Origin of the sequence: Nesterenkonia maliinae, from assembly GCF_051262655.1 — a bacterium.
In the GTDB taxonomy this organism is placed as follows: domain Bacteria; phylum Actinomycetota; class Actinomycetes; order Actinomycetales; family Micrococcaceae; genus Nesterenkonia.
The window spans coordinates 578,330-597,822 of sequence record NZ_JBIMEY010000001.1; the positions used below are offsets into that span (position 1 = coordinate 578,330).

The 19,493-nt window shown below is 66.9% G+C and carries 18 protein-coding genes; 3 read left to right on the forward strand and 15 right to left on the reverse strand.

Annotated elements, in window-relative coordinates:
• Nucleotides 1-39: 39 nt before the first annotated feature.
• From qcrB to ctaE, 4 genes are all read right to left on the reverse strand, one after another.
• Nucleotides 40-1,767 (reverse strand): cytochrome bc1 complex cytochrome b subunit, encoded by a 1,728-nt coding sequence (qcrB, locus tag ACHAA4_RS02680; protein ID WP_435772640.1) that lies wholly within the window; start codon nt 1,765-1,767, stop codon nt 40-42.
• Nucleotides 1,768-1,772: 5 nt separating this feature from the next.
• Nucleotides 1,773-2,825: a cytochrome bc1 complex Rieske iron-sulfur subunit gene (gene qcrA, locus ACHAA4_RS02685; RefSeq protein ID WP_435772641.1), complete on the reverse strand. Its 1,053-nt coding sequence runs from the start codon at nt 2,823-2,825 to the stop codon at nt 1,773-1,775.
• A 62-nt stretch (nt 2,826-2,887) separates the two neighbouring features.
• Complete coding sequence (gene qcrC / locus ACHAA4_RS02690) at nt 2,888-3,685, reverse strand: cytochrome bc1 complex diheme cytochrome c subunit (protein WP_435772642.1); 798 nt, start codon at nt 3,683-3,685, stop codon at nt 2,888-2,890.
• Between the two features lie 58 nt (nt 3,686-3,743).
• Nucleotides 3,744-4,391: an aa3-type cytochrome oxidase subunit III gene (gene ctaE, locus ACHAA4_RS02695; protein WP_435772643.1), complete on the reverse strand. Its 648-nt coding sequence runs from the start codon at nt 4,389-4,391 to the stop codon at nt 3,744-3,746.
• Between the two features lie 200 nt (nt 4,392-4,591).
• Here ctaE and trpD point away from each other — a divergent pair, with 200 nt between their 5' ends.
• Nucleotides 4,592-5,674, forward strand: a complete 1,083-nt coding sequence (trpD, locus tag ACHAA4_RS02700; RefSeq protein WP_435772644.1) for an anthranilate phosphoribosyltransferase — start codon at nt 4,592-4,594, stop codon at nt 5,672-5,674.
• Here the strand turns inward: trpD and def are convergent.
• The 5 genes from def to ACHAA4_RS02725 all read right to left on the reverse strand — a co-directional run bounded on the left by def (nt 5,655) and on the right by ACHAA4_RS02725 (nt 10,267).
• On the reverse strand, nt 5,655-6,302 hold the full coding sequence (gene def / locus ACHAA4_RS02705; protein ID WP_435772645.1) for a peptide deformylase: 648 nt from the start codon (nt 6,300-6,302) through the stop codon (nt 5,655-5,657). The genes trpD and def overlap by 20 nt on opposite strands.
• 156 nt (nt 6,303-6,458) lie before the next feature.
• Nucleotides 6,459-6,860 (reverse strand): cytochrome c oxidase subunit 4, encoded by a 402-nt coding sequence (locus tag ACHAA4_RS02710; RefSeq protein WP_435772646.1) that lies wholly within the window; start codon nt 6,858-6,860, stop codon nt 6,459-6,461.
• On the reverse strand, nt 6,860-8,584 hold the full coding sequence (ctaD, locus tag ACHAA4_RS02715; RefSeq protein ID WP_435772647.1) for an aa3-type cytochrome oxidase subunit I: 1,725 nt from the start codon (nt 8,582-8,584) through the stop codon (nt 6,860-6,862). The genes ACHAA4_RS02710 and ctaD overlap by 1 nt, the downstream gene beginning before the upstream one ends.
• 2 nt (nt 8,585-8,586) lie before the next feature.
• Entirely contained in the window at nt 8,587-9,462 is an 876-nt protein-coding gene (gene ctaC, locus ACHAA4_RS02720; RefSeq protein ID WP_435772648.1) for an aa3-type cytochrome oxidase subunit II, read from the reverse strand.
• A gap of 388 nt (nt 9,463-9,850) precedes the next feature.
• Complete coding sequence (locus tag ACHAA4_RS02725; protein ID WP_435772649.1) at nt 9,851-10,267, reverse strand: HesB/IscA family protein; 417 nt, start codon at nt 10,265-10,267, stop codon at nt 9,851-9,853.
• 130 nt (nt 10,268-10,397) lie between these two features.
• On the opposite strand from ACHAA4_RS02725, the gene ACHAA4_RS02730 reads away from it, so the two are divergent.
• On the forward strand, nt 10,398-11,006 hold the full coding sequence (locus ACHAA4_RS02730; RefSeq protein ID WP_435772650.1) for a DUF3043 domain-containing protein: 609 nt from the start codon (nt 10,398-10,400) through the stop codon (nt 11,004-11,006).
• A 29-nt stretch (nt 11,007-11,035) separates the two neighbouring features.
• Here the strand turns inward: ACHAA4_RS02730 and ACHAA4_RS02735 are convergent, their stop codons facing one another.
• Complete coding sequence (locus tag ACHAA4_RS02735; RefSeq protein ID WP_435772651.1) at nt 11,036-12,109, reverse strand: quinone-dependent dihydroorotate dehydrogenase; 1,074 nt, start codon at nt 12,107-12,109, stop codon at nt 11,036-11,038.
• Nucleotides 12,110-12,163: 54 nt separating this feature from the next.
• Here ACHAA4_RS02735 and ACHAA4_RS02740 point away from each other — a divergent pair, with 54 nt between their 5' ends.
• Nucleotides 12,164-13,267: an alpha/beta hydrolase gene (locus tag ACHAA4_RS02740; RefSeq protein ID WP_435772652.1), complete on the forward strand. Its 1,104-nt coding sequence runs from the start codon at nt 12,164-12,166 to the stop codon at nt 13,265-13,267.
• Here ACHAA4_RS02740 and ACHAA4_RS02745 read toward each other — a convergent pair.
• From ACHAA4_RS02745 to ACHAA4_RS02765, 5 genes are all read right to left on the reverse strand, one after another.
• Nucleotides 13,213-14,019: an isoprenyl transferase gene (locus ACHAA4_RS02745; RefSeq protein ID WP_435772653.1), complete on the reverse strand. Its 807-nt coding sequence runs from the start codon at nt 14,017-14,019 to the stop codon at nt 13,213-13,215. The genes ACHAA4_RS02740 and ACHAA4_RS02745 overlap by 55 nt on opposite strands.
• Nucleotides 14,020-14,048: 29 nt before the next feature.
• Entirely contained in the window at nt 14,049-14,795 is a 747-nt protein-coding gene (recO, locus tag ACHAA4_RS02750; protein WP_435772654.1) for a DNA repair protein RecO, read from the reverse strand.
• 162 nt (nt 14,796-14,957) lie between these two features.
• Nucleotides 14,958-16,718 (reverse strand): 2-isopropylmalate synthase, encoded by a 1,761-nt coding sequence (gene leuA / locus ACHAA4_RS02755; protein ID WP_435772655.1) that lies wholly within the window; start codon nt 16,716-16,718, stop codon nt 14,958-14,960.
• A gap of 310 nt (nt 16,719-17,028) precedes the next feature.
• Complete coding sequence (gene era, locus ACHAA4_RS02760; protein WP_435772656.1) at nt 17,029-18,015, reverse strand: GTPase Era; 987 nt, start codon at nt 18,013-18,015, stop codon at nt 17,029-17,031.
• Entirely contained in the window at nt 18,012-19,490 is a 1,479-nt protein-coding gene (locus ACHAA4_RS02765; RefSeq protein WP_435772657.1) for a hemolysin family protein, read from the reverse strand. Before ACHAA4_RS02765 ends, era begins: the two co-directional genes overlap by 4 nt.
• Between the last annotated feature and the right edge of the window lie 3 nt (nt 19,491-19,493).

Sequence of the window (19,493 nt, forward strand, 5' to 3'; positions counted from 1 at the left end):
TCTGCGTTCAGCGCCGGATGATCAGCGCCTCATAGGTGTTCAGTTCTTCTTGGACTCGATCGCTCCGACGGAACCGGCGGGCAGCTCGGCGGCAGTCCCGGGGTCGTCGTGGGAGAGCGCCTCGATGTACTCCTCGCGGCCGACCGGGGCCACCCGGTCCTCGAAGAAGGTCCGGCTGAGCCTGACCCGTGACTTCTCCAGCAGTCCGACCTTGCCGTGAGAGTTGGGGCGGGCCGCGGTGACCTCGGGAGACTCGTAGGAGACCAGCGTGTAGAGCTCGTAGTCGCTGACCCGGGTGTGCTTCTCACGGAACTCACCGTGCGGCAGCATCTCGATGACACCGGCCTCGTTGCCGTGCAGCACGATCTCGCGATCCTTGCGCTGCAGGGCCAGGCAGATCCGCTTGGTGATGATGAAGGTGAGGATCGGTCCGACGAAGAACAGGACCCGGAGCCAGATGAGCACGTCGTTGAACGAGAGCGAGAAGTGCGTCGCGATCAGGTCGGATGAGGCCGCAGCCCACATCACGAAGTACCAGATCATCATGGCCATACCGAAGGCTGTGCGTCCGGGGACGTTGCGCGGCCGGTCCAGGATGTGGTGTTCCCGCTTGTCACCGGTGATCCAGGCTTCGATCCAGGGCCAGACGAACAGACCGAGCAGCAGAGCGGTGATCGGGATGAACGTGGCCAGCACAGGTGTCGCCACGCTGTTGCCGCCCCATGGCGTCGGGAGGACGAACTCCAGCGGTATGTCTCCGATATAGCCCGGCATCAGACGCAGCAGGCCGTCGAACCAGCCGATGTACCAGTCAGGCTGGGTGCCTGCCTGCACCGGGGATGGGTCATAGGGCCCGTAGTTCCACAGTGCGTTGATCTGGAAGGTGCCTGCCAGCAGGGCCAGGACGCCGAAGACCACGAAGAAGAAGCCGCCGGCCTTGGCTGCGTACACCGGCCCGATCGGGTAGCCCACCACATTGCGCTCAGTGCGGCCCGGGCCGGGGTACTGGGTGTGCTTGTGGGTGACCACCATGAACAGGTGGACTGCGATCAGGATCAGGATCACCGCGGGGATGATGAAGATGTGCAGCGAGTAGAGCCGCGGGATGACCTCGTCGCCGGGGAACTCGCCGCCGAAGAGGAAGAAGGAGATGTAGGTGCCGACCACCGGGATCGCCTTGAGCATGCCGTCGATGATGCGCAGACCGTTGCCGGAGAGCACCTCATCGGGCAGCGAGTAGCCGGTGAAGCCGGCGCCCAGGCCTGCCAGCAGCAGGGTGCAACCGACGACCCAGTTGAGCTCGCGCGGCTTGCGGAAGGCACCGGTGAAGAACACGCGCAGCATGTGGATCGCCATCGCCATGATGAACATCAGGGCGCCCCAGTGGTGCAGCTGGCGCATGAACAGGCCGCCGCGGACGTCGAAGGAGAGCTCCAGCGCCGTGGCGTAGGCCGAGGACATCTCCACGCCCTGCATGGGCACATAGGAGCCGTCATACTGCGTGCTGGTCATCGAGGGATCGAACCAGAAGGTCAGAAACGCCCCGGAGATCACGGTGATCAGGAAGCTGTAGAGGGCGACCTCGCCGAACATGAAGGTCCAGTGGTCCGGGAAGACCTTGCGGCCGAACTCGCGGACCATGCCGGTGCCGCCCACGCGGGTGTCCACGTAGTTTGCGATCCTGCCGGTGCGGGTCCCCGGCTGGTACTGGTCCACCTCGGAGTACTGCTCCTCGGTGTACTTGGATTCTAGAGACTGAGTGCTCATGAGTTTTAGCCACGCTCCCAGTAGGTCGGGCCGACGGGTTCGGTGAAGTCGCTGCGAGCGATGAGGAAGCCCTCATCGTCGACGGTGATGGGCAGCTGGGGCAGCGGCCGGCCTGCCGGACCAAAGATGACCTTGAACTCCTCAGCGGCGTCAAAGGTCGACTGGTGGCAGGGACACAGCAGGTGGTGCGTGTGCCGCTCGTAGAGCGCCACCGGGCAGCCGACATGCGTGCAGACCTTGGAGCAGGCGATGATCCCTTCGTACTTCCAGTCCTCGCGGCCTGGAGTCACGGGCTCGAAGTCATCGGGGTTCATCCGGATCAGCAGGACCACGGACTTGGCCTTTGCGGCCAGCCGGTCACCGTGGCCGGAGACCTCGCGCAGGGTCTCCGGGACCACATGGACGGCGGAGCCCACGGTGAGGTCGGAGGCGCGGATCGGGGTGCCGGTGGGATCGCGGACCAGGCGCACTCCCTCTTCCCACAGCGTGTGGCGCATCCGCTCGGGTCCGAAGTCCTCGGAGGTATCGAGATCACGGAAGACGACGACGGCGGGAAGCGGGGCCAGCAGGGCGGCACCGATGAGCGTGTTGCGCAGGAGCGGGCGACGCTTGATCTGAGTCTCGTCGACGATCTCGTTGACCGTCTGGGCAGCCTCGGCGCGGTCTTCTTCCTTGCGCAGCGGCTTGCGGTCCTCGACGACCTCGTGGTCCGGCATCAGTGCGCGGGCCCACTGGACGACGCCGAGTCCGATGCCCAGCATGGCGAAGGCCACGCCGACGCCGAGCAGGGTGTTCTGCAGTCGCAGCATCTCGAGGTCACCGGCGGTGACGCCGACGACGAAGTAGCCGACGAAGAACATCACAGTGCCGATGATCGAGATCAGGAAGAGCGCAGAGACCTGACGCTCGGCGCGCTTGGCGGCCTTCTCGTCCGCGTCAGCCAACCGCGGGCGGTGCGGGGGCAGGCCAGGATTGTCGATGGCATAGCCGCTCGACTTCCCGTCACCTGCTTTGATGACGGCGCCCGTGTTCGGACCGCCGTTACCGTGCTCGCCCATATGGTTCTCGTCCTTTGCTTCAGTGTTTACGTGTGCGGGTGCTTAGGTGCTGCCGGGGCCGATCAGGAAGACCGTGAGGTCAGCCAGACCATCGAACCGATCAGCAGGGCCAGGCCCAGGGTCCAGATGAGCAGACCTTCCGAGACCGGTCCCAGCGAGCCCAGCGAGAACCCGCCCGGCACGCCTTGAGATTCGTTGTTCTTCAGGAAGGCGATGATGTCGCGCTTGTCCTCGGGCGGAATGTTGGAGTCGTTGAACTCCGGCATGTTCTGCGGGCCGGTGACCATGGCCTCGTAGATGTGCACGGACTCCACGCCGTCGAGTGAGGGGGCGTACTTGCCTTCGGTCAGCGCGCCACCGGCGGCGGCGGCGTTGTGGCACATGGCGCAGTTGATGCGGAAGAGCTCGCCGCCGCGGGCGATGTTGCCCTCTTCGACGTCGAGGTACTCCTCGTCAGGAACGGCGGGGCCGGAGCCCAGCGAGGCGACGTAGGCCGAGAGCTGCATGGTCTGTTCGTCGTTGAACTGAGCAGGCTTCTTCTGCGCCTGGGGGCCCGACATCTGCATCGGCATGCGTCCGGTGCCGACCTGGAAGTCGACAGCGGCGGCGCCGGCGCCGATCAGCGAGGGTCCGGCGTCGGAGCCTGCTGCGTTGATGCCGTGGCAGGTGGCGCAGTTGGCCACGAAGAGCCGCTCGCCCTCTTCCACATCCGAGGCAGAGTAGACATCGGCGGTGTTCGTCGCCTGGGCCTCGTTGATCGAGGTCGCCGCGCCGTAGAGCCCTCCCGTGAGCAGGAGGCCCAGGAGGAGCAGCGCCACTGCCGCTAACGGGTGGCGACGCTTCTGTGAGAGTGCCTTCACGTGCCGGTTCCTAACTTTTCGATGCGATTCAAGCTGGGGTGCTGCGTGGACGCGTTGATCACGCGAACAGCGGCAGCAGGTAGACGATGCCGAACAGCGCGATCCACACGACGTCGACGAAGTGCCAGTAGTACGAGACGACGACGGCGGCGTGAGCCTCCTTGTGGGTGAACTTCACGCTGAAGTACGCCCGAGCGATCACGTACAGGAAGGCGATGAGCCCACCGATCACGTGCAGCCCGTGGAAGCCGGTGGTGATGTAGAAGGCAGAGCCGAACGCATTCGAGGAGACGGTGATCCCGTGGGAGACCATCACCGCGAACTCGTAGGTCTGACCGCCGATGAAGATGGCGCCCATGATGAACGAGAGGATGTACCACTCGACCATGCCCCAGTGCTTGATCTGGAATGTGCCTCCGGTGCGGCGCGGCTGGTGCCGCTCGGCAGCGAAGACACCGAACTGAGCCGTCACCGAGCTCGCAACCAGGATCACGGTGATCGTGGTGGCCAGCGGGATGTCCAGTTCACTGGCACCCTCGGCGAACATCTCAGACTGCGTGGAACGCAGTGTGAAGAACATGGCGAACAGGCCGGCGAAGAACATGAGCTCGCTGGTGAGCCAGACCATGGTGCCCACTGACACCATGTTCGGGCGGTTCGGCAGCGTTCGCGCCGGGGCGATTGGGGCTTGGGTTGCAGACGTCACGCAATCATTATGTCCTGAAACCCCAGCCGTTTGCGACACCGATGGCCACTGTGGCGTGGTTCCAGATCCTTGTCAGGGGGCGGATTCCGCGCCATTCCCAGGATCCGCCAAGGTGGAGCGGGTCAAAAAAGTCGACAATATTTCTACAGCGTGTCGAAATTGGACGGAGCCGGACCCGGACGGGCCGATAGTCTGGGGCTGTGAAACCTCCACACTCCCCTGATCCCCTGCCCGGCGCGACAGCTCTGCCCTCAAGCTGGGCGCAGCTGCTGGAGACCCTCCTCGCCGGAGAGCATCTCACCGAGGCGACCTCGGCCTGGGCGATGGGGCAGCTCATGAGCGGGTCCCTGGGTGACGGACAGATCGCCGCCTTCCTGGTCGCGCTGCGCGCGAAGGGCGAGGTGGCCCAGGAGCTTGTAGGCCTCAGCGCCACCATGATGGACAAGGCGGTCCCGCTGAGCATCCCCGGACCCACCCTGGACATCGTGGGCACCGGTGGGGACATGCTGGGCACGGTGAACATCTCCACGATGGCCTCGCTGACCGCCGTGGGAGCCGGAGCGCGGGTCGTCAAGCACGGCAACCGCGGCGCCTCCACCACTGCCGGCGCCGCCGATGTGATCGAGGCGCTCGGGGTGGACCTGAGCATGAGCACCCACAACGTCGCCCGGGCAGCCCAGGAGGTCGGCATCAGCTTCCTCTTTGCGCAGAGCTTCCATCCCTCGATGCGCCACGTCGGGCCGGTGCGGCGCCAGCTGGGCATCCGCACCGTCTTCAACTTCCTCGGTCCGCTCTCGAACCCGGCACGGGTGACCGCCCAGGCGCTCGGCTGCGCAAGTCCCACTCTGGCGCCGAAGATGGCCGAGGTGCTCGCGATGCGCGGCACCCGAGGACTGGTGTTCCGCGGACAGGACGGGCGGGACAAGATCACCACCTCCGCCGCCACCGACATCTGGGAGGTCCGCTCCGGAGAGCTCTCCCACACCACGCTGGAGCCGGAGGACGTGGGTCTCCCCCGGGTCGCGGTCGAGGACCTGCGCGGTGGCTCGGGAACTGAGAACGCGCAGATCGTCCAGTGCATGCTCGCCGGGGAGCCCGGGCCGGTGCGCGAGGCCGTCGTCCTCAATGCCGCGGCAGGGCTCACCAGCCTGGATGAACACGCTGACGGGCCGCTGGTGGACCGCCTGCGGGCCAATATGCGCCGGGCCGAGGAATCCATCGACTCCGGGGCCGCAGCCGAGGTGCTGCGCCGCTGGGTGGCGTTCAGCCGGAGTGTGAGCTGACGCCCCGACCGGTGGAGGTGGTCTCCTCGGGCTCGTCGCCGTCGTCGAGCTCATCATGGCCGAACGGGTCAGGGTCGACGCCGGGCATCCAGGTCAGCCCAGACTGGTTCCAGCCTTCCTTCTTCACGACCTTCTTCCAGCGTCGCGCCCATTTGGGGTCCAGCCGGTTGACGTAGAGGTAGCCGTCCAGGTGGTCATACTCGTGCTGCAGGATCCGGGCGAACCAGCCGGTGGCTTCGAACTGCAGCGGCTCGCCGTCGAGATCGATCCCGGTGATCTCCACGTGCTCGCTGCGCTTGAGCGGATAGTTGTACCCCGGCACGGACAGGCAGCCCTCAGACTCCTCCTCGGGATCGGGAGACTCCTTGGAGACCTTCCCGATCAGGCGCAGCCGCGGATTGATGATCACACCCCGCGAGGGCTGGTCTCCGGAGTCGGCGAAGCTGTAGGTGAAGATGCGCAGGCCCACGCCCACCTGCGGGGCGGCGAGTCCCACCCCGTGCGCGGCGTCCTGGGTCTCCACCATGTCGGCGACGAGCTCGCGGATCGAGTCATCGATGCGCTCGACCTCCTGCGCGCGTCGATGCAGGACTGGTTCACCGTGGATCGTGATGGGGCGGATCGTCATAGCCAGAATTCTACGCACCGCGCAGAGCTCCCGGAGACGAGGAAGCCCGCCGTGAGTCGATGCTCACGGCGGGCTTCCTCGATTCAGCTCATGCCAGTCAGGTCATGAGGACCCCTCGGTGCGGGGTCCGCGGCGTGACCGCTGCGGGAGGTGTGATCAGTGCGCGTAGCGCTTGCGGTTGAACTCCAGCACCCAGCCGGTGATGAAGAACAGGCCAGGGATCAGTGCGAGGAAGAACACCCACCAGTCGATGGCCAGACCGAAGAAGGCGAACGCCGCGGAGAACCCGAGGCCCAGCGGCCACCAGCTCCACGGAGCGAACTCGCCGTAGTTGCCGGCCATGTGCTCGATCTCGCCCTCCGGGTTGTCCCCGTCCAGCACGTCGTGGTTCTTCGCGACCATGCGCAGGTAGAACCAGAGCATGAAGCCCATGCCTGCGGTGAGCAGCAGCAGCGGGAACCCGGCCAGATCCGACCAGCCGCTCCAGAAGCCGTAGATGAAGGCCACAATGAGGACGAAGACCCCCAGGCCTAGGAACAACCCGATATTTGCCTTCATCAGACGCCTTCCTTGTCCGACTGATCCGCCGGACCGAAGATCTTGCCCGCAGGGGTCTGCAGGGTGTGCCGGTCAGCGAGCTCAGGGTGGTGCAGATCCAGCGCGGGACGCTCGGAGCGGATCCGCGGCAGCGAGTAGAAGTTGTGCCGCGGCGGTGGGCAGGAAGTCGCCCATTCGAGCGAACCGCCGAAGCCCCACGGGTCATCCACGAGCACCTTCTTGCCCTTGCGTGAGGTGATCCAGACGTTCCAGAAGAACGGGATCAGCGAGGCGCCCAGGAGCATCGAGAACACGGTGGAGAACTGGTTCATCATCGTGAACCCGTCTTCGACCATGTAGTCCGCGTAGCGTCGCGGCATGCCCATGACGCCGAGCCAGTGCTGGATCATGAAGGTGCCGTGGAAGCCGACGAACAGCATCCAGAAGTTGATCTTGCCCAGGCGCTCGTTGAGCATCTTGCCGGTCCACTTGGGCCACCAGAAGTAGAATCCGGCGAACATCGCGAAGACCACGGTGCCGAAGACCACGTAGTGGAAGTGCGCCACCACGAAGTAGGTGTCGGAGAGGTGGAAGTCCAGCGGCGGGGCGGCCAGGATGATGCCGGTGAGCCCGCCGAAGAGGAAGGTCACCAGGAAGCCGAGGCTCCACAGCATGGGTGTCTCGAAGGTCAGCGACCCTCGCCACATCGTGCCGATCCAGTTGAAGAACTTCACCCCTGTGGGCACCGCGATCAGCATGGTCATCAGCGCGAAGAAGGGCAGCAGCACCGCTCCGGTGACGTACATGTGGTGGGCCCAGACGGTCACCGACAGCGCAGCGATGGCGATGGTCGCGTAGACCAGGCCCTTGTAGCCGAAGATCGGCTTCCGGCTGAAGACCGGAAGGATCTCAGAGATGATGCCGAAGAACGGCAGCGCGATGATGTAGACCTCCGGGTGTCCGAAGAACCAGAACAGGTGCTGCCACAGGACGGCACCGCCCGCCTCCGGATCGAAGATGTGACCGCCGAACCGCCGGTCGAGCCCGAGTCCGAACAGCGCTGCCGCCAGGGGCGGGAAGGCCATCAGGACCAGGATCGAGGTGATCAGCGTGTTCCACACGAAGATCGGCATCCGCCACATGGTCATGCCCGGTGCGCGCATGCAGATGATGGTGGTGATGAAGTTGACGCCACCCATGATGGTGCCGAAGCCGGTCAGAGCCAGTCCGAACACCCAGAGGTCTCCACCGACTCCCGGCGAGTATGTGGTGTCAGACAGCGGTGCGTAGGCGAACCAGCCGAAGGAGGCCGCGCCCTGCGGGGTGAGGAAGCCTGCCATCGCGACGAGTGCGCCGAAGAGGAAGAACCAGAAGGCCAGCGCGTTCAGACGGGGGAATGCCACGTCAGGGGCGCCGATCTGCAGCGGCATGATCACGTTGGCGAAGCCGGCGAAGAGCGGCGTCGCGAACATCAGCAGCATGACCGTGCCGTGCATGGTGAACAGCTGGTTGTACTGCTCCTTGGTCTGGAGCAGCTGCATGCCGGGCTCGAAGAGCTCCGCACGGATCAGAAGCGCCATGACGCCGCCGACGCAGAAGAACAGGAAGGAGGTGATCAGGTACATGTACCCGATGACCTTGTGATCAGTGGTCGTCAGCCAGTTGACGATGATCTTTCCCTTGGAGCGGGGAACGACGCGCGAGACATCACGCGCTTCGTCGGCTGTGTATTCGAGGGTCGCCACGGTCAGTCGTCCCCTTCAGTTCCGGCCACGTTTTCGTGGAGGTTTGGATTGCGGTCATACTCGTCGCCGAGCTGACCCTCGGGCAGGGTCTCGAGATAGGCACGGAATTCTTCATCCGTGACGACCTCCACGTTGAAGAGCATCTCCGAGTGGTACTCGCCGCAGAGCTCAGCACACTTGCCGTCGAAGCTGCCAAGCTCCTGCGGGGTCAGGTGGATCTCGTTGGTGCGACCCGGAATCATGTCGCGCTTCTGCAGGAAGGCGGGGATCCAGAAGGAATGGATGACGTCGCGGGCGTTGAGCTCGAAGGTGACCGGCTCGTCCACCGGCAGGTAGAGGGTCGGCAGGGTCTCGCGGACACCTTCCTCACCGGTGAGATCGGCCTGGACGCCGGCGAAGTAGCGCTCTTCGCCCTCGTAGTTGTAGTTGAAGTCCCAGGCCCACTGCTTGCCTCGGACGTCGATCACCAGGTTCGGATCTTCATAGGGCTCATCGATCGAGCGCTGCACCTGGTTGGTGTAGAAGAACAGCACACCGACCATGACCAGCGGAACGATGGTGTACATGATCTCCAGCGGCACGTTGTACGCCAGCTGACGCGGATAGCCCGTCTCCCCCTTGCGGCGACGGTAGGCCACCATGCACCAGAGCATCAGTGCCCAGGTGATGAGACCCACGATCAGCGCCGCGATCCAGGAATTGACCCACAGATCGGTGATCTCCGCGGTGTTGCTGGTCGTGCCTCGATTGCCCGGGAGCCATCCCCGCGATGCGGGGTTCTCCGCGGAGCAGGCGCTGAGCGCCAGTGCCGCCACGCTGGCCAGTGCAGTTACCTTCAGTGCACGGCCTTGGCTGCCGGTTCGTTTATGCGAACTCACAGACGGCCCTTCCTCTATCTCGAATGTGCGAATGTTGCGAACTCCGTGAGCCGCTGACCGCGCTGTGCGCAGAGATCGGGCCACCATGGACGCTTCGCGCTCAAGACTACTACGTCCTGTAGAGGACCGGGAGGACGGACACCCGCGGCCGAAGCATCTGATCTGCTCGTTCGCCAGCCCCGGCGGGCCCCCAGACACGAGAAAACTCCGCTTCTACCCCGTGTAGAAAACAGGAGAAGCGGAGTTTCACTCGTGCTGGGCAGCGCCTGAAACTGCTGCCGATATGTCTGCTTTGTGACGCTGTGACTCGCTGCACTGCGCCGGCGGCGCGGAGCTGGGCACGACGCAGCCCCGGAGGAGGCTGGTCAGTGAGTCGCCAGCAGGTCGGTCAGTGGAAGGAGTCGCCGCAGGCGCAGGAGCCGCCGGCGTTGGGGTTGTCGATCGTGAACCCCTGCTTGGAGATCGAGTCTTCGAAGTCGATCTTGGCACCCTCGAGGTAGGGGACGCTCATCTTGTCCACGACGACCTCTACGCCGCTGAAATCACGCAACGCATCGCCGTCGAGCACACGCTCGTCGAAGTAGAGCTGGTAGATCAGGCCCGAGCAGCCGCCGGGCTGCACAGCCACGCGCAGACGAAGGTCTTCACGGCCTTCCTGCTGAAGCAGGGAGGAGACCTTCTCGGCTGCAGTCTCGCTCAGCTCGACCTGGTGGGTCTTGAAACCATCGACGCTCGCTCCGGTGATCTCAGCTGATTCGGTCTCAGCGGCGGATCCAGCAGCGGTGTCCTGGGTGGTGGTGCTCATGGCATACACCTCTCTCGTTGTAGCGGCAGGCCTGTGCTCTACGGTAACAACGCCGGGGCCTGCGCAGTTCATTCCCGCCGGCCCCGCACGTCGCCGGGTTCGGCCCTATTATTCCCGCTACACTGGCTGGGTGCTAGGACGTAAGAAAAAGACTCCCGAGAAGACCGCCGAAGCTGAAGCTGCAGCTGCCCGTGTGGAAGCCCAGAACACCAGGCGCCAGCCTGAGAAGAAGGGCGTTCCCACCCCTAAGCGCAGCCAGCAGCAGGCGGCCCGCAAGCGACCGCTGGTGCAGAACGATCGCAAGGTCGCCCGCGCCGCGCAGCGCCAGCAGATGGCCGAACAGCGGGTGAAGATGCGCCGGGCGATGGAGACCGGCGAAGAGAAGTACCTTCCCGCGCGTGACCGCGGCCCGCAGCGGCGCTTCGTCCGTGACTATGTCGACGCACGCTTCGGCATCGGTGAGTGGATGCTCATCCTGGTGCTGGTCTTCCTCTTCGCATCCTTCGTGATGAACGAGGAGATGCGCATCATCGTCAGCCAGATCCTGTGGCTCTTCGTGCTCGCCGTCCTGGTCGAGGCCGTCTGGGTGGGCCGCGTTGTGCGCAAGAAGGTCGACGCGAAGTTCGGTGCCGAGAACCGGGAACGGGGCCTGCCCTTCTACGCCGCGATGCGCGCGCTCCAGATCCGCAGGCTGCGCCTGCCCAAGCCGCTGGTCTCTCGCGGACACTTCCCCGCCTGAGGTTCAGCCCCCGCCCGAGCGGCGGGGCATCATCGGCTTCGCAGCACACGACTGAGGCTGCGGTTGATCCGGCGCACCCAGAACGGACCCTCGTAGACGAAGGCCGTGTAGCCCTGCACCAGGTCAGCGCCGAGCGCGAGCCGCTCGGCGACATCCTCGCCCGAGGTCACTCCCCCGACCGAGATGATCGCGGTGGTCTCCGGCAGCGCGGCGCGCAGCCGGGTCAGCACCTGCTTGGAGCGTTCGGCGAGCCCCGGACCGCTGAGTCCGCCCGCGCCTGCAGCCAACACCAGCTCGGCGTCGCTGTGCAGGTCCTCCCGGGAGATCGTCGTGTTCGTCGCGATGACCCCGTCGAGCCCCAGATCCCTGACCAGCTCGGCCACCGCATCGACGTCGGCGTCGGCGAGGTCAGGCGCGATCTTCACCAGCAGCGGCACGTGGCGCCGCGCGGCGTCGTCGGCCGCTGAGCCCACCGCTGCGAGCAGCGGACGCAGCGCGCTGATGTCTTGGAGCTGACGCAGCCCCGGGGTGTTCGGCGAGGACACGTTCACCACCAGGTAGTCCGTCACGGGTGCCAGCATCTGGGTGGAGGCGAGGTAGTCCGCGGTGGCGTCGCCAAGCGGGGTCACCTTGGTCTTGCCGATGTTCACCCCGATCACCGGGGCATGCCGCCCATTGCGCTTGAGCCGGAAGATCTGCTCGCGGATCTCCTCAAGCCGCGGACGGACCGTCTCGGCGCCGTCGTTGTTGAAGCCCATCCGATTGATCAGCGCCCGGTCCTTGAGCAGTCGGAAGAGCCGCGGCGTCGGGTTGCCCGGCTGGGCGGCGGCGGTCACGGTGCCGATCTCGATGTGTCCGAAGCCCAGGGTCGCCAGCGGCAGCACCGAGGTGGCGCCCTTGTCGAAGCCCGCGGCCAGGCCGAAGGGTGAGGGCCAGACCAGACCCAGCGCGCGTTTCTGCAGCGACTCGTCCGGGCGGCAGAGCCGCTCCAGCACCCGGCCGGCCCCGACCCGGTGGCTCAGCCGCAGCCCGGAGATCACCAGGTGGTGAGCCTTCTCGGGATCGATCCGGGTGAAGACGGTCTTGAAGAGGAAGGGGTACATGGCCTCCATCCTAGGATGCGGGTTCGCCGAATATCGCCTCATAGGATGGGGACCATGGATGAACTGCTTGAAGACTCCCCGGTGGGCGTCTGGTCTCCCGACCACCTGCCGGGCTGCAAGCGGCTGACGCTGCCGCTCGGTGAGGATGAGGAGGGGCCCGTCAGCGCGACCCTGGTCAGCTACTCCCCCGATCCCGAACAGCAGGCGGTCCAGGATGAGCGCCCAGGTGAGGCCGAGGCCGTCGCCGCCGCGCAGGCCACGCCCGCCGAGCCGGAGCACCCGCCGGAGCTGGCCCCGGTGCTGCATATCCACGGCTGGGCCGACTACTTCTACAACGTTCCGATGGCTCGCCGCTGGCAGAGCTGGGGACGCCCCTTCTACGCGCTGGATCTGCGCAAATACGGGCGCAGCCTGCGCAGCTGGCAGACCGCCGGGTATGTCGATGACCTGAGCACCTACGACGCCGACATCGAGGCCGCGCTGGGCGAGATCGCCGCCCTGCACCCGGATGCCCCGGCACCGATCATCGAGGCACACTCCACCGGCGGGCTGGTCGCCGCGCTCTGGGCGCAGCGAAATCCCGGCAGGATCAGCGCGCTGGTGCTCAACAGCCCGTGGCTGGAGCTGTCCGGCGACGTCGCGGCCCGCGCCGCCACCGAGGGCATCCTCGCGCCGCTGGGACAGTTCTCCCCCACTCGGGCGCTGAAGCTCCCGGCGGTCGACAACTACTGGCAGTCGCTCTCGGACCAGGCGCAGGGCGAATGGACGCTGCACCCGCGCTGGCGCCCGCGCACCTCCTTCCCGATCCGGGTGGGCTGGATGCGCGCGGTGCTCGCCGGGCACCGGAAGATCTATGAGGGCCTCGGCCTGGAGCTTCCGATCCTGGTGCTGCTCTCGGGCGCCACCGCGTACCGGCGGCACTGGACCGAGGAGCTGCAGGAGTCAGACTCGGTGCTCGATGTGGAGCTGCTGGCCCGCCGCGCGGTCAAGCTCGGCGACCAGGTCACCGTGGTCCGGGTGCACCGGGCGATCCACGACGTCTTCGCCTCAGAGACCTCGGTGCGCAATCGCGCGCTGGACGAGGTGCATCGCTGGCTGCGCGCCTACGCCCCGGAGGCCGAGCGTCCAGCGGAGAACCTGTCCACGGCGGCCCCGTAGCGCCGGTCCCGGCGGGCGTAGATCTCCACGGCCTCCCACAGCGTGGTGCGGTCCACATCGGGCCAGAGCACGTCCATGAAGACCAGCTCGGCGTAGGCGGACTGCCAGAGCAGGAAGTTCGAGATCCGCTGCTCCCCGGAGCTGCGCAGAAAGAGGTCGACGTCGGGGAGGTCGGGTTCGTCCAGATGGGCGGCGACGGTCTTCTCGGTGATCCTGCGCGGATCCATCCGGCCGGCGGCGACCTCGGCGGCGATCAGCTTGACCGCATCGGTGATCTCCGCGCGGCCCCCGTAGTTCACGCACATGGTCAGCGTGAAGCGGGTGTTGTCACGGGTGAGCTCCTCGGAGGTCTCAAGCTCCTTGATCACCGAGCGCCACAGCCGCCCGGGCTGTCCGTTCCAGCGGATCCGCACGCCCCAGGAGTTCAGCACGTCGCGCTGGCGGCGCAGCACCTGGCGCGAGTAGCCCATCAGGAAGCGCACCTCGTCGGGTGAGCGCTTCCAGTTCTCGGTGGAGAAGGCGTAGACGCTGATGTGCTTGACGCCGATCTCGATGGCTCCGGCGATGACGTCCATCAGCGCGGCCTCCCCGGCCCGGTGTCCTTCGGTGCGCGGGAGCCCGCGCTGGTTCGCCCAGCGCCCGTTGCCGTCCATCACGATCCCCACATGGGCCGGCACCAGTTCCGGGGGCAGCTTCGGTGCGGTGACGCCCTCGGGGTGCGGGGCGGGATCCTGGTGAGTGGGCAAGGACATGGTGCTCATTCTTCCATGTCGGGCCAGAGTCAGAGGCCCAGCGAGGTCAGCCTGCGCTCCAGGTGGTGCTGGGCGTAGCTGATCACCACGTTGGTGGCCTCATGCCGGATATCGCTGCGGAACGCGCGCGTCTGCTCCCAGTGGCCGTGCTGCAGCGCGTGCAGCAGCTCCACCGTGGCGGGATCCAGGGTCCGGGTGCCCGGGGGCCGGCAGTCGGTGCAGACCGGTCCGCTGGCCGCCGGGTGGAAGCCGGTGTGCGCCCCGGGCCTGCCGCAGGCCACGCAGGCCGTCCAGGTGACCGCCCAGCCCGCGGAGGACAGGGCGCGCAGCAGATAGGAGTTCAGCACGACGTCGGCCGGGTGTACTCCTCGGGCCAGGGCGGAGTACCCGCCGTGAAGCAGCCGGAACTGGGCGCCGCCGAAGGCCGGATCGGACTCGACGTCCATGAGCCGCTCGGCGGTCTCGGCCATGGTGCTCGCCGCCATGTACTTGTCGTAGTCGGCCACGATCGGCGGTCCGTAGGTGTTCTTCGAGGTGGCCTGGGTGACGATGTCCAGGGAACGGCCGTGCACGAACTGGATGTCTGCCACCATGAACGGCTCCACGGTCGCACCGAACTTCGAGGAGGTACGGCGCACTCCCTTCGCGACCGCGCGCACCAGCCCGTTCGCCGAGGTCAGCGCGGTGATGATGCGATCTGCCTCGCCCAGGTTCTGGGTGCGCAGGATGATCGCGGCGTCCCGGTACGAGCGGGACGCGAAGGTGGAGCCGGCCATGGTGGCAGAGTACTACAGCGGCATGGGCGCATGCCCGGGGATACTGCAGCGCATGCCCGGGGATACTGCAGCGCACGCCCGGGGATGCTGCGGCGCACGCCCGGGGATGCTGCGGCGCATCCCCGGGGATAGCACGGCGTCAGCCCTGGGCGGCCGCCGCCCTCACACCACCGGGGCGGCGTCGCGCAGGGCGCGGTTCACCGCGGAGATGACCGCCTGCAGCGAGGCCAGGGTGGTGTTGTGGTCAAGACCCACTCCCCAGAGCACGCGCTCCCCGATCGCCAGCTCCACGAAGGAGGCCGCCTGGGCGTCTCCGCCCTGGCTCATGGCGTGCTCGGTGTAGTCCAGCAGCCGCACGTCGACCCCGTCGGCGGCGAGGATCTTCAGCAGCGCGGCGATCGGACCGTTGGCGTGGGCGGACTGTGAGCGGGTCTGACCGCCGGCCTGGAGCTCCACCTCCATGTGGAACACTCCCTCGGCGTTGGAGGAGGTGTTGACCTCGTCCAGCCGGTAGTGGCCCCACTGGTGGTCTGCGGAGTCCACCGGCAGGTACTCGTCCTGGAAGATCTGCCAGATCTCCTCGCCGGAGACCTCGCCGCCGCCGTCGTCGGCTCGACGCTGGATGACTCCGGAGAACTCGACCTGCGCGCGGCGCGGGAGATCGATCCCGCGTTCGGCCTTGAGCAGGTAGGAGACCCCGCCCTTGCCGGACTGCGAGTTGACCCGGATGACCGCCTCGTAGCTGCGCCCGATGTCCTTCGGGTCGATGGGCAGGTAGGGCACCGCCCAGGTGATCTCGTCGCGGGAGGTCCCGGCCGCCTTGGCGCGGGCGTCCATGTGCTCGAAGCCCTTCTTGATCGCGTCCTGGTGCGAGCCGGAGAAGGCGGTGAAGACCAGGTCGCCGCCATAGGGTGAGCGCTCTGGGACGCCCATCTGGTTGCAGTGCTCCACGGTGCTGCGGATGGTGCTCATATCGCGGAAGTCCAGCTCCGGGTCGATGCCCTGGCTGAAGAGGTTCATGCCCAGGGTCACCAGGTCGACGTTGCCGGTGCGCTCACCGTTGCCGAACAGGCAGCCCTCGATCCGGTCGGCCCCGGCCATGTAGCCCAGCTCGGCGGCGGCGACGCCGGTGCCGCGGTCGTTGTGCGGGTGCAGCGAGAGCACGATCGACTCCCGGTTGCGCAGGTTCCGGTGCATCCACTCGATGGAGTCCGCGTAGACGTTGGGGGTGGCCATCTCCACGGTGGCGGGCAGGTTGATGATGACCGGCTTCTCCGGGGTGGCGCCGAAGACGTCGACCACCGCATCGGAGATGTGCGCGGCGAAGTCGAGCTCGGTGCCGGTGAAGGACTCCGGTGAGTACTGGTAGACGACCTCGGTGGGGGTGTCCGCGGCGGCGTGCATGGCCTCTTCGTACTTCTTGCACAGCCGGGCGCCCTGGGTGGCGATGTCCACGATCCCGTCGCGGTCCGCCTTGAAGACGACCTCGCGCTGCAGCACCGAGGTGGAGTTGTACAGGTGCACGATCGCTCGCGGCGCCCCGGCGATGGCCTCGAAGGTGCGCTCGATCAAAGCTTCGCGCGCCTGGGTGAGCACCTGGATGTACACGTCGTCGGGGATCTTGTCCTGCTCGATGAGCTGGCGGACGAAGTCGTAGTCGGTCTGCGAGGCCGACGGGAAGCCGACCTCGATCTCCTTGAAGCCCATGTTGACCAGCAGCTCGAACATCCGGTGCTTGCGATCTGGGGTCATCGGGTCGATCAGCGCCTGGTTGCCGTCGCGCAGGTCGACCGCGCACCAGCGCGGGGCGCTGCGGATGGTCTTGTCGGGCCAGGTGCGGTCCGGCAGGGAGACGGTGATCTGATCCTCGAAGGGAACGTACCGACCGAAGGGCATCGGTGAGGTCTTTTGGAGTTTGCGCATGAGAGCTTCCTTGCTGTGAGCGAGCTGAGGGCGAGCGGTCGAGGCGGAGGAGCTCCGCAGCGGGGATTCGACCTGGAAGTGCTGCGCTGTGCTGGATCTACGAGCTTGACCGAAGAGGTGAGCTGGGATCAGACGTGCGCGAGCTCTTCCCCGCTGCGGCGGAGAAGCTCTAGTCGTAGGACTCGCTGGCGTATCGTCTGCACGCCTCTCAACGTAGCACGCGGTACGGGCCTGTGCAGTGGGTCACCCTGATTCTCATCATGTGGACGACGCCGGCGCCCCCGTCCTCAGCGGTGGAGCCGGCGGCGGACTAGAAGCCGAGCCGGCCGAGCTTCTTCGGGTCGCGCTGCCATTCCTTGGTCACCTTCACGTGGAGGTCCAGGTAGACCGGGGTGCCGAGGAGCTTGACGATCCCGGCGCGGGCGTCGGTGCCGATGGCCTTGAGCCGGGCGCCGCGCTTGCCGATGATGATCGCCTTCTGCGAGTCGCGCTCCACGTGGATCGAGACCCGGACGTCGAGCAGCGGCTTGTCGGCGGGGCGGTCCTCGCGGGGGACCATCTCCTCGACCACCACGGCGATCGAGTGCGGCAGCTCGTCGCGGACATCCTCCAGGGCTGCCTCGCGGACCAGCTCGGCGACCATGATGGCCTCGGGCTCGTCGGTGAGCTCACCCTCGGGGTAGAGGGGCGGTGACTGTGGCATCATGGCGGCGAGCTGTTCCACCACCACCTCGGTCTGCTCGCCCTCGAGGGCGGAGACCGGGATGATCTCGGCGAAGCCGCCGGCCTGCCTGCCCTCCTGGGCGAGGTGTTCACGGCCCAGCTGGTCCACCGCCATGAGCTGCTCGGCGAGATCCTCGCGGGAGACCTTGTCCACCTTGGTCACCAGGGCGACGACCCGCTTGTGCGGCAGCTTCGTCAGCTGCGCGGCGATGAAGCGGTCACCCGGGCCGACCTTCTCATCGGCGGGGATGCAGAACCCGACGACGTCGACCTCGGAGAGGGTGTCGATGACCAGACCGTTGAGCCGCTTGCCCAGCAGCGTGCGCGGGCGGTGCAGCCCGGGGGTGTCGACCAGGACCAGCTGGAAGGCGCTGCGGTGCACGATGCCGCGGATCGTGTGCCGGGTGGTCTGCGGCTTCGAGGAGGTGATCGCCACCTTGTCCCCGACCAGCGCGTTGGTCAGCGTGGACTTCCCGGCGTTGGGGCGCCCGACGAGGCTGGCGAATCCGGCGCGGAAGTTCTCGTCGAATGCGGCGAAGCCGTCCTGCTGCGGCGGCATCTGTGTGGGGCTCATCGGGGTGACCTGATCCTCTCGTGCGCCGAGGCCGCGGCTGCGGCTCGATCGTGGTGCGGTGCTGCGGGTCCTGCTGTGGTCTGTGCTGCGGTCCCGGATCCGGTCCCGACCGCGGCGAGGTGCAGCGCGTCGGGCTCGGCGTCGGTGCCCAGCCCCGCTCTGGCGCCGCGTCGTTCTTCGGCCTCCCAGGCGAGCACGTGGCTCACCCGGTTGCGGCGGCCCTCGAGCCGGTCGGCGCGCAGCACCACTCCGGGTCCGTGGCGGCGCGGAATCTCGACTTCGGATCCGGCGATGGCCACCCGGCCCAGGGCCTTGGCGAGCAGTCCGCCGACGGTGTCCACCTCTTTCTCGTCGTCGAGGTCGAGGTCGTAGAGCTCCGCGAAGTCATCCACCGACATCCGGGCCGAGAGTCGGCGCTGAGAGCCGTCGAGGTCCTCGATCTCCGCGGATTCGGTGTCGTATTCGTCGACGATCTCCCCGACGATCTCCTCGATCAGGTCCTCCAGGGTGACCATTCCGGCGGTGCCGCCGTATTCGTCCACGACGATGGCCACATGGGTGGATTCGCGCTGCAGTTCGGAGAGAAACTCCGAGACCGGCTTGGACTCGGGCACGTAGCGGACGTCGCGCTGGAGCTCGTCGACGATGATCGAGTCCGGGTCGCGACCGGTGTAGGCGCTGATCAGCTCGCCGCTGCGCAGCCGGTGGTGCAGGAAGGCGGCGTCCTTGAGGTAGATCATCCCGGTGATGTCGTCGGCGGAGCCGCGCACCACCGGGATCCGCGAGTAGCCGGAGCGGAAGAACAGCGTCATCACCTCGGCGAGGCTGGTCCCGGACTCCACGGTGACCATGTCGGTGCGTGGGACCATCACGGCTCGGACCCGGGTGGCGGAGAGGTCGAAGACCGACTGGATCAGCTCAGCCTCGGCGTCTTCGATCAGGTCGGTCTCCGAGGCGCGGGCCACGAATTCGCGGAACTCCTCGTCGTCGAAGAAGCCCTGGTCGGTGTGCGCGGTGCCGGGGACGGTGCGTGCGCCGAGGCTGCTCAGCGCCTCGGGAAACGGCCCCAGCACGACTCGCAGGGTGCGCACCAGCGCGGCGGTGGAGGCGGCGACGAACAGGTGGTGCCCGCGGCCGATGCGCCGCGGGGAGATCGCCGCGCCGATGATCCCGCCGATCAGCAGGATCGCGGAGCCCACCACCGCCCCGGCGCCGAGTCCTTCCAGCGCGACCGCGGAGGCCACGATGACCAGGACGACGACGGCGGTGGTGAAGAACCAGCGCCAGGTCTGCAGCGCCAGGGTGTGCGCCACCGGCTGGGCCAGGATCTTCTCCACCGCGGTGGAGCCGCGCTGCTCCGCGATCTCCTCGGCCTCGCGGCGACTCAGCCGCAGGAACGCGGAGTCTGCGGCGGAGAGCGCGAAGGCCAGGACGGAACAGACCAGCGCCAGGAGGATGAGCAGACCGAGGACCATGGG

Excerpts from the sequence above, each read along its gene's own strand:
- era (WP_435772656.1), bottom strand. The coding sequence starts at position 18,015 with ATGAGCCCCACACAGATGCCGCCGCAGCAGGACGGCTTCGCCGCATTC.
- ACHAA4_RS02765 (WP_435772657.1), bottom strand. The coding sequence starts at position 19,490 with ATGGTCCTCGGTCTGCTCATCCTCCTGGCGCTGGTCTGTTCCGTCCTG.
- ACHAA4_RS02725 (WP_435772649.1), bottom strand. The coding sequence starts at position 10,267 with ATGAGCACCACCACCCAGGACACCGCTGCTGGATCCGCCGCTGAGACC.
- ACHAA4_RS02710 (WP_435772646.1), bottom strand. The coding sequence starts at position 6,860 with ATGAAGGCAAATATCGGGTTGTTCCTAGGCCTGGGGGTCTTCGTCCTC.
- ACHAA4_RS02740 (WP_435772652.1), top strand. The coding sequence starts at position 12,164 with ATGGATGAACTGCTTGAAGACTCCCCGGTGGGCGTCTGGTCTCCCGAC.
- leuA (WP_435772655.1), bottom strand. The coding sequence starts at position 16,718 with ATGCGCAAACTCCAAAAGACCTCACCGATGCCCTTCGGTCGGTACGTT.
- qcrB (WP_435772640.1), bottom strand. The coding sequence starts at position 1,767 with ATGAGCACTCAGTCTCTAGAATCCAAGTACACCGAGGAGCAGTACTCC.
- ACHAA4_RS02735 (WP_435772651.1), bottom strand. The coding sequence starts at position 12,109 with ATGTACCCCTTCCTCTTCAAGACCGTCTTCACCCGGATCGATCCCGAG.
- qcrA (WP_435772641.1), bottom strand. The coding sequence starts at position 2,825 with ATGGGCGAGCACGGTAACGGCGGTCCGAACACGGGCGCCGTCATCAAA.
- def (WP_435772645.1), bottom strand. The coding sequence starts at position 6,302 with ATGACGATCCGCCCCATCACGATCCACGGTGAACCAGTCCTGCATCGA.
- recO (WP_435772654.1), bottom strand. The coding sequence starts at position 14,795 with ATGGCCGGCTCCACCTTCGCGTCCCGCTCGTACCGGGACGCCGCGATC.
- ACHAA4_RS02745 (WP_435772653.1), bottom strand. The coding sequence starts at position 14,019 with ATGTCCTTGCCCACTCACCAGGATCCCGCCCCGCACCCCGAGGGCGTC.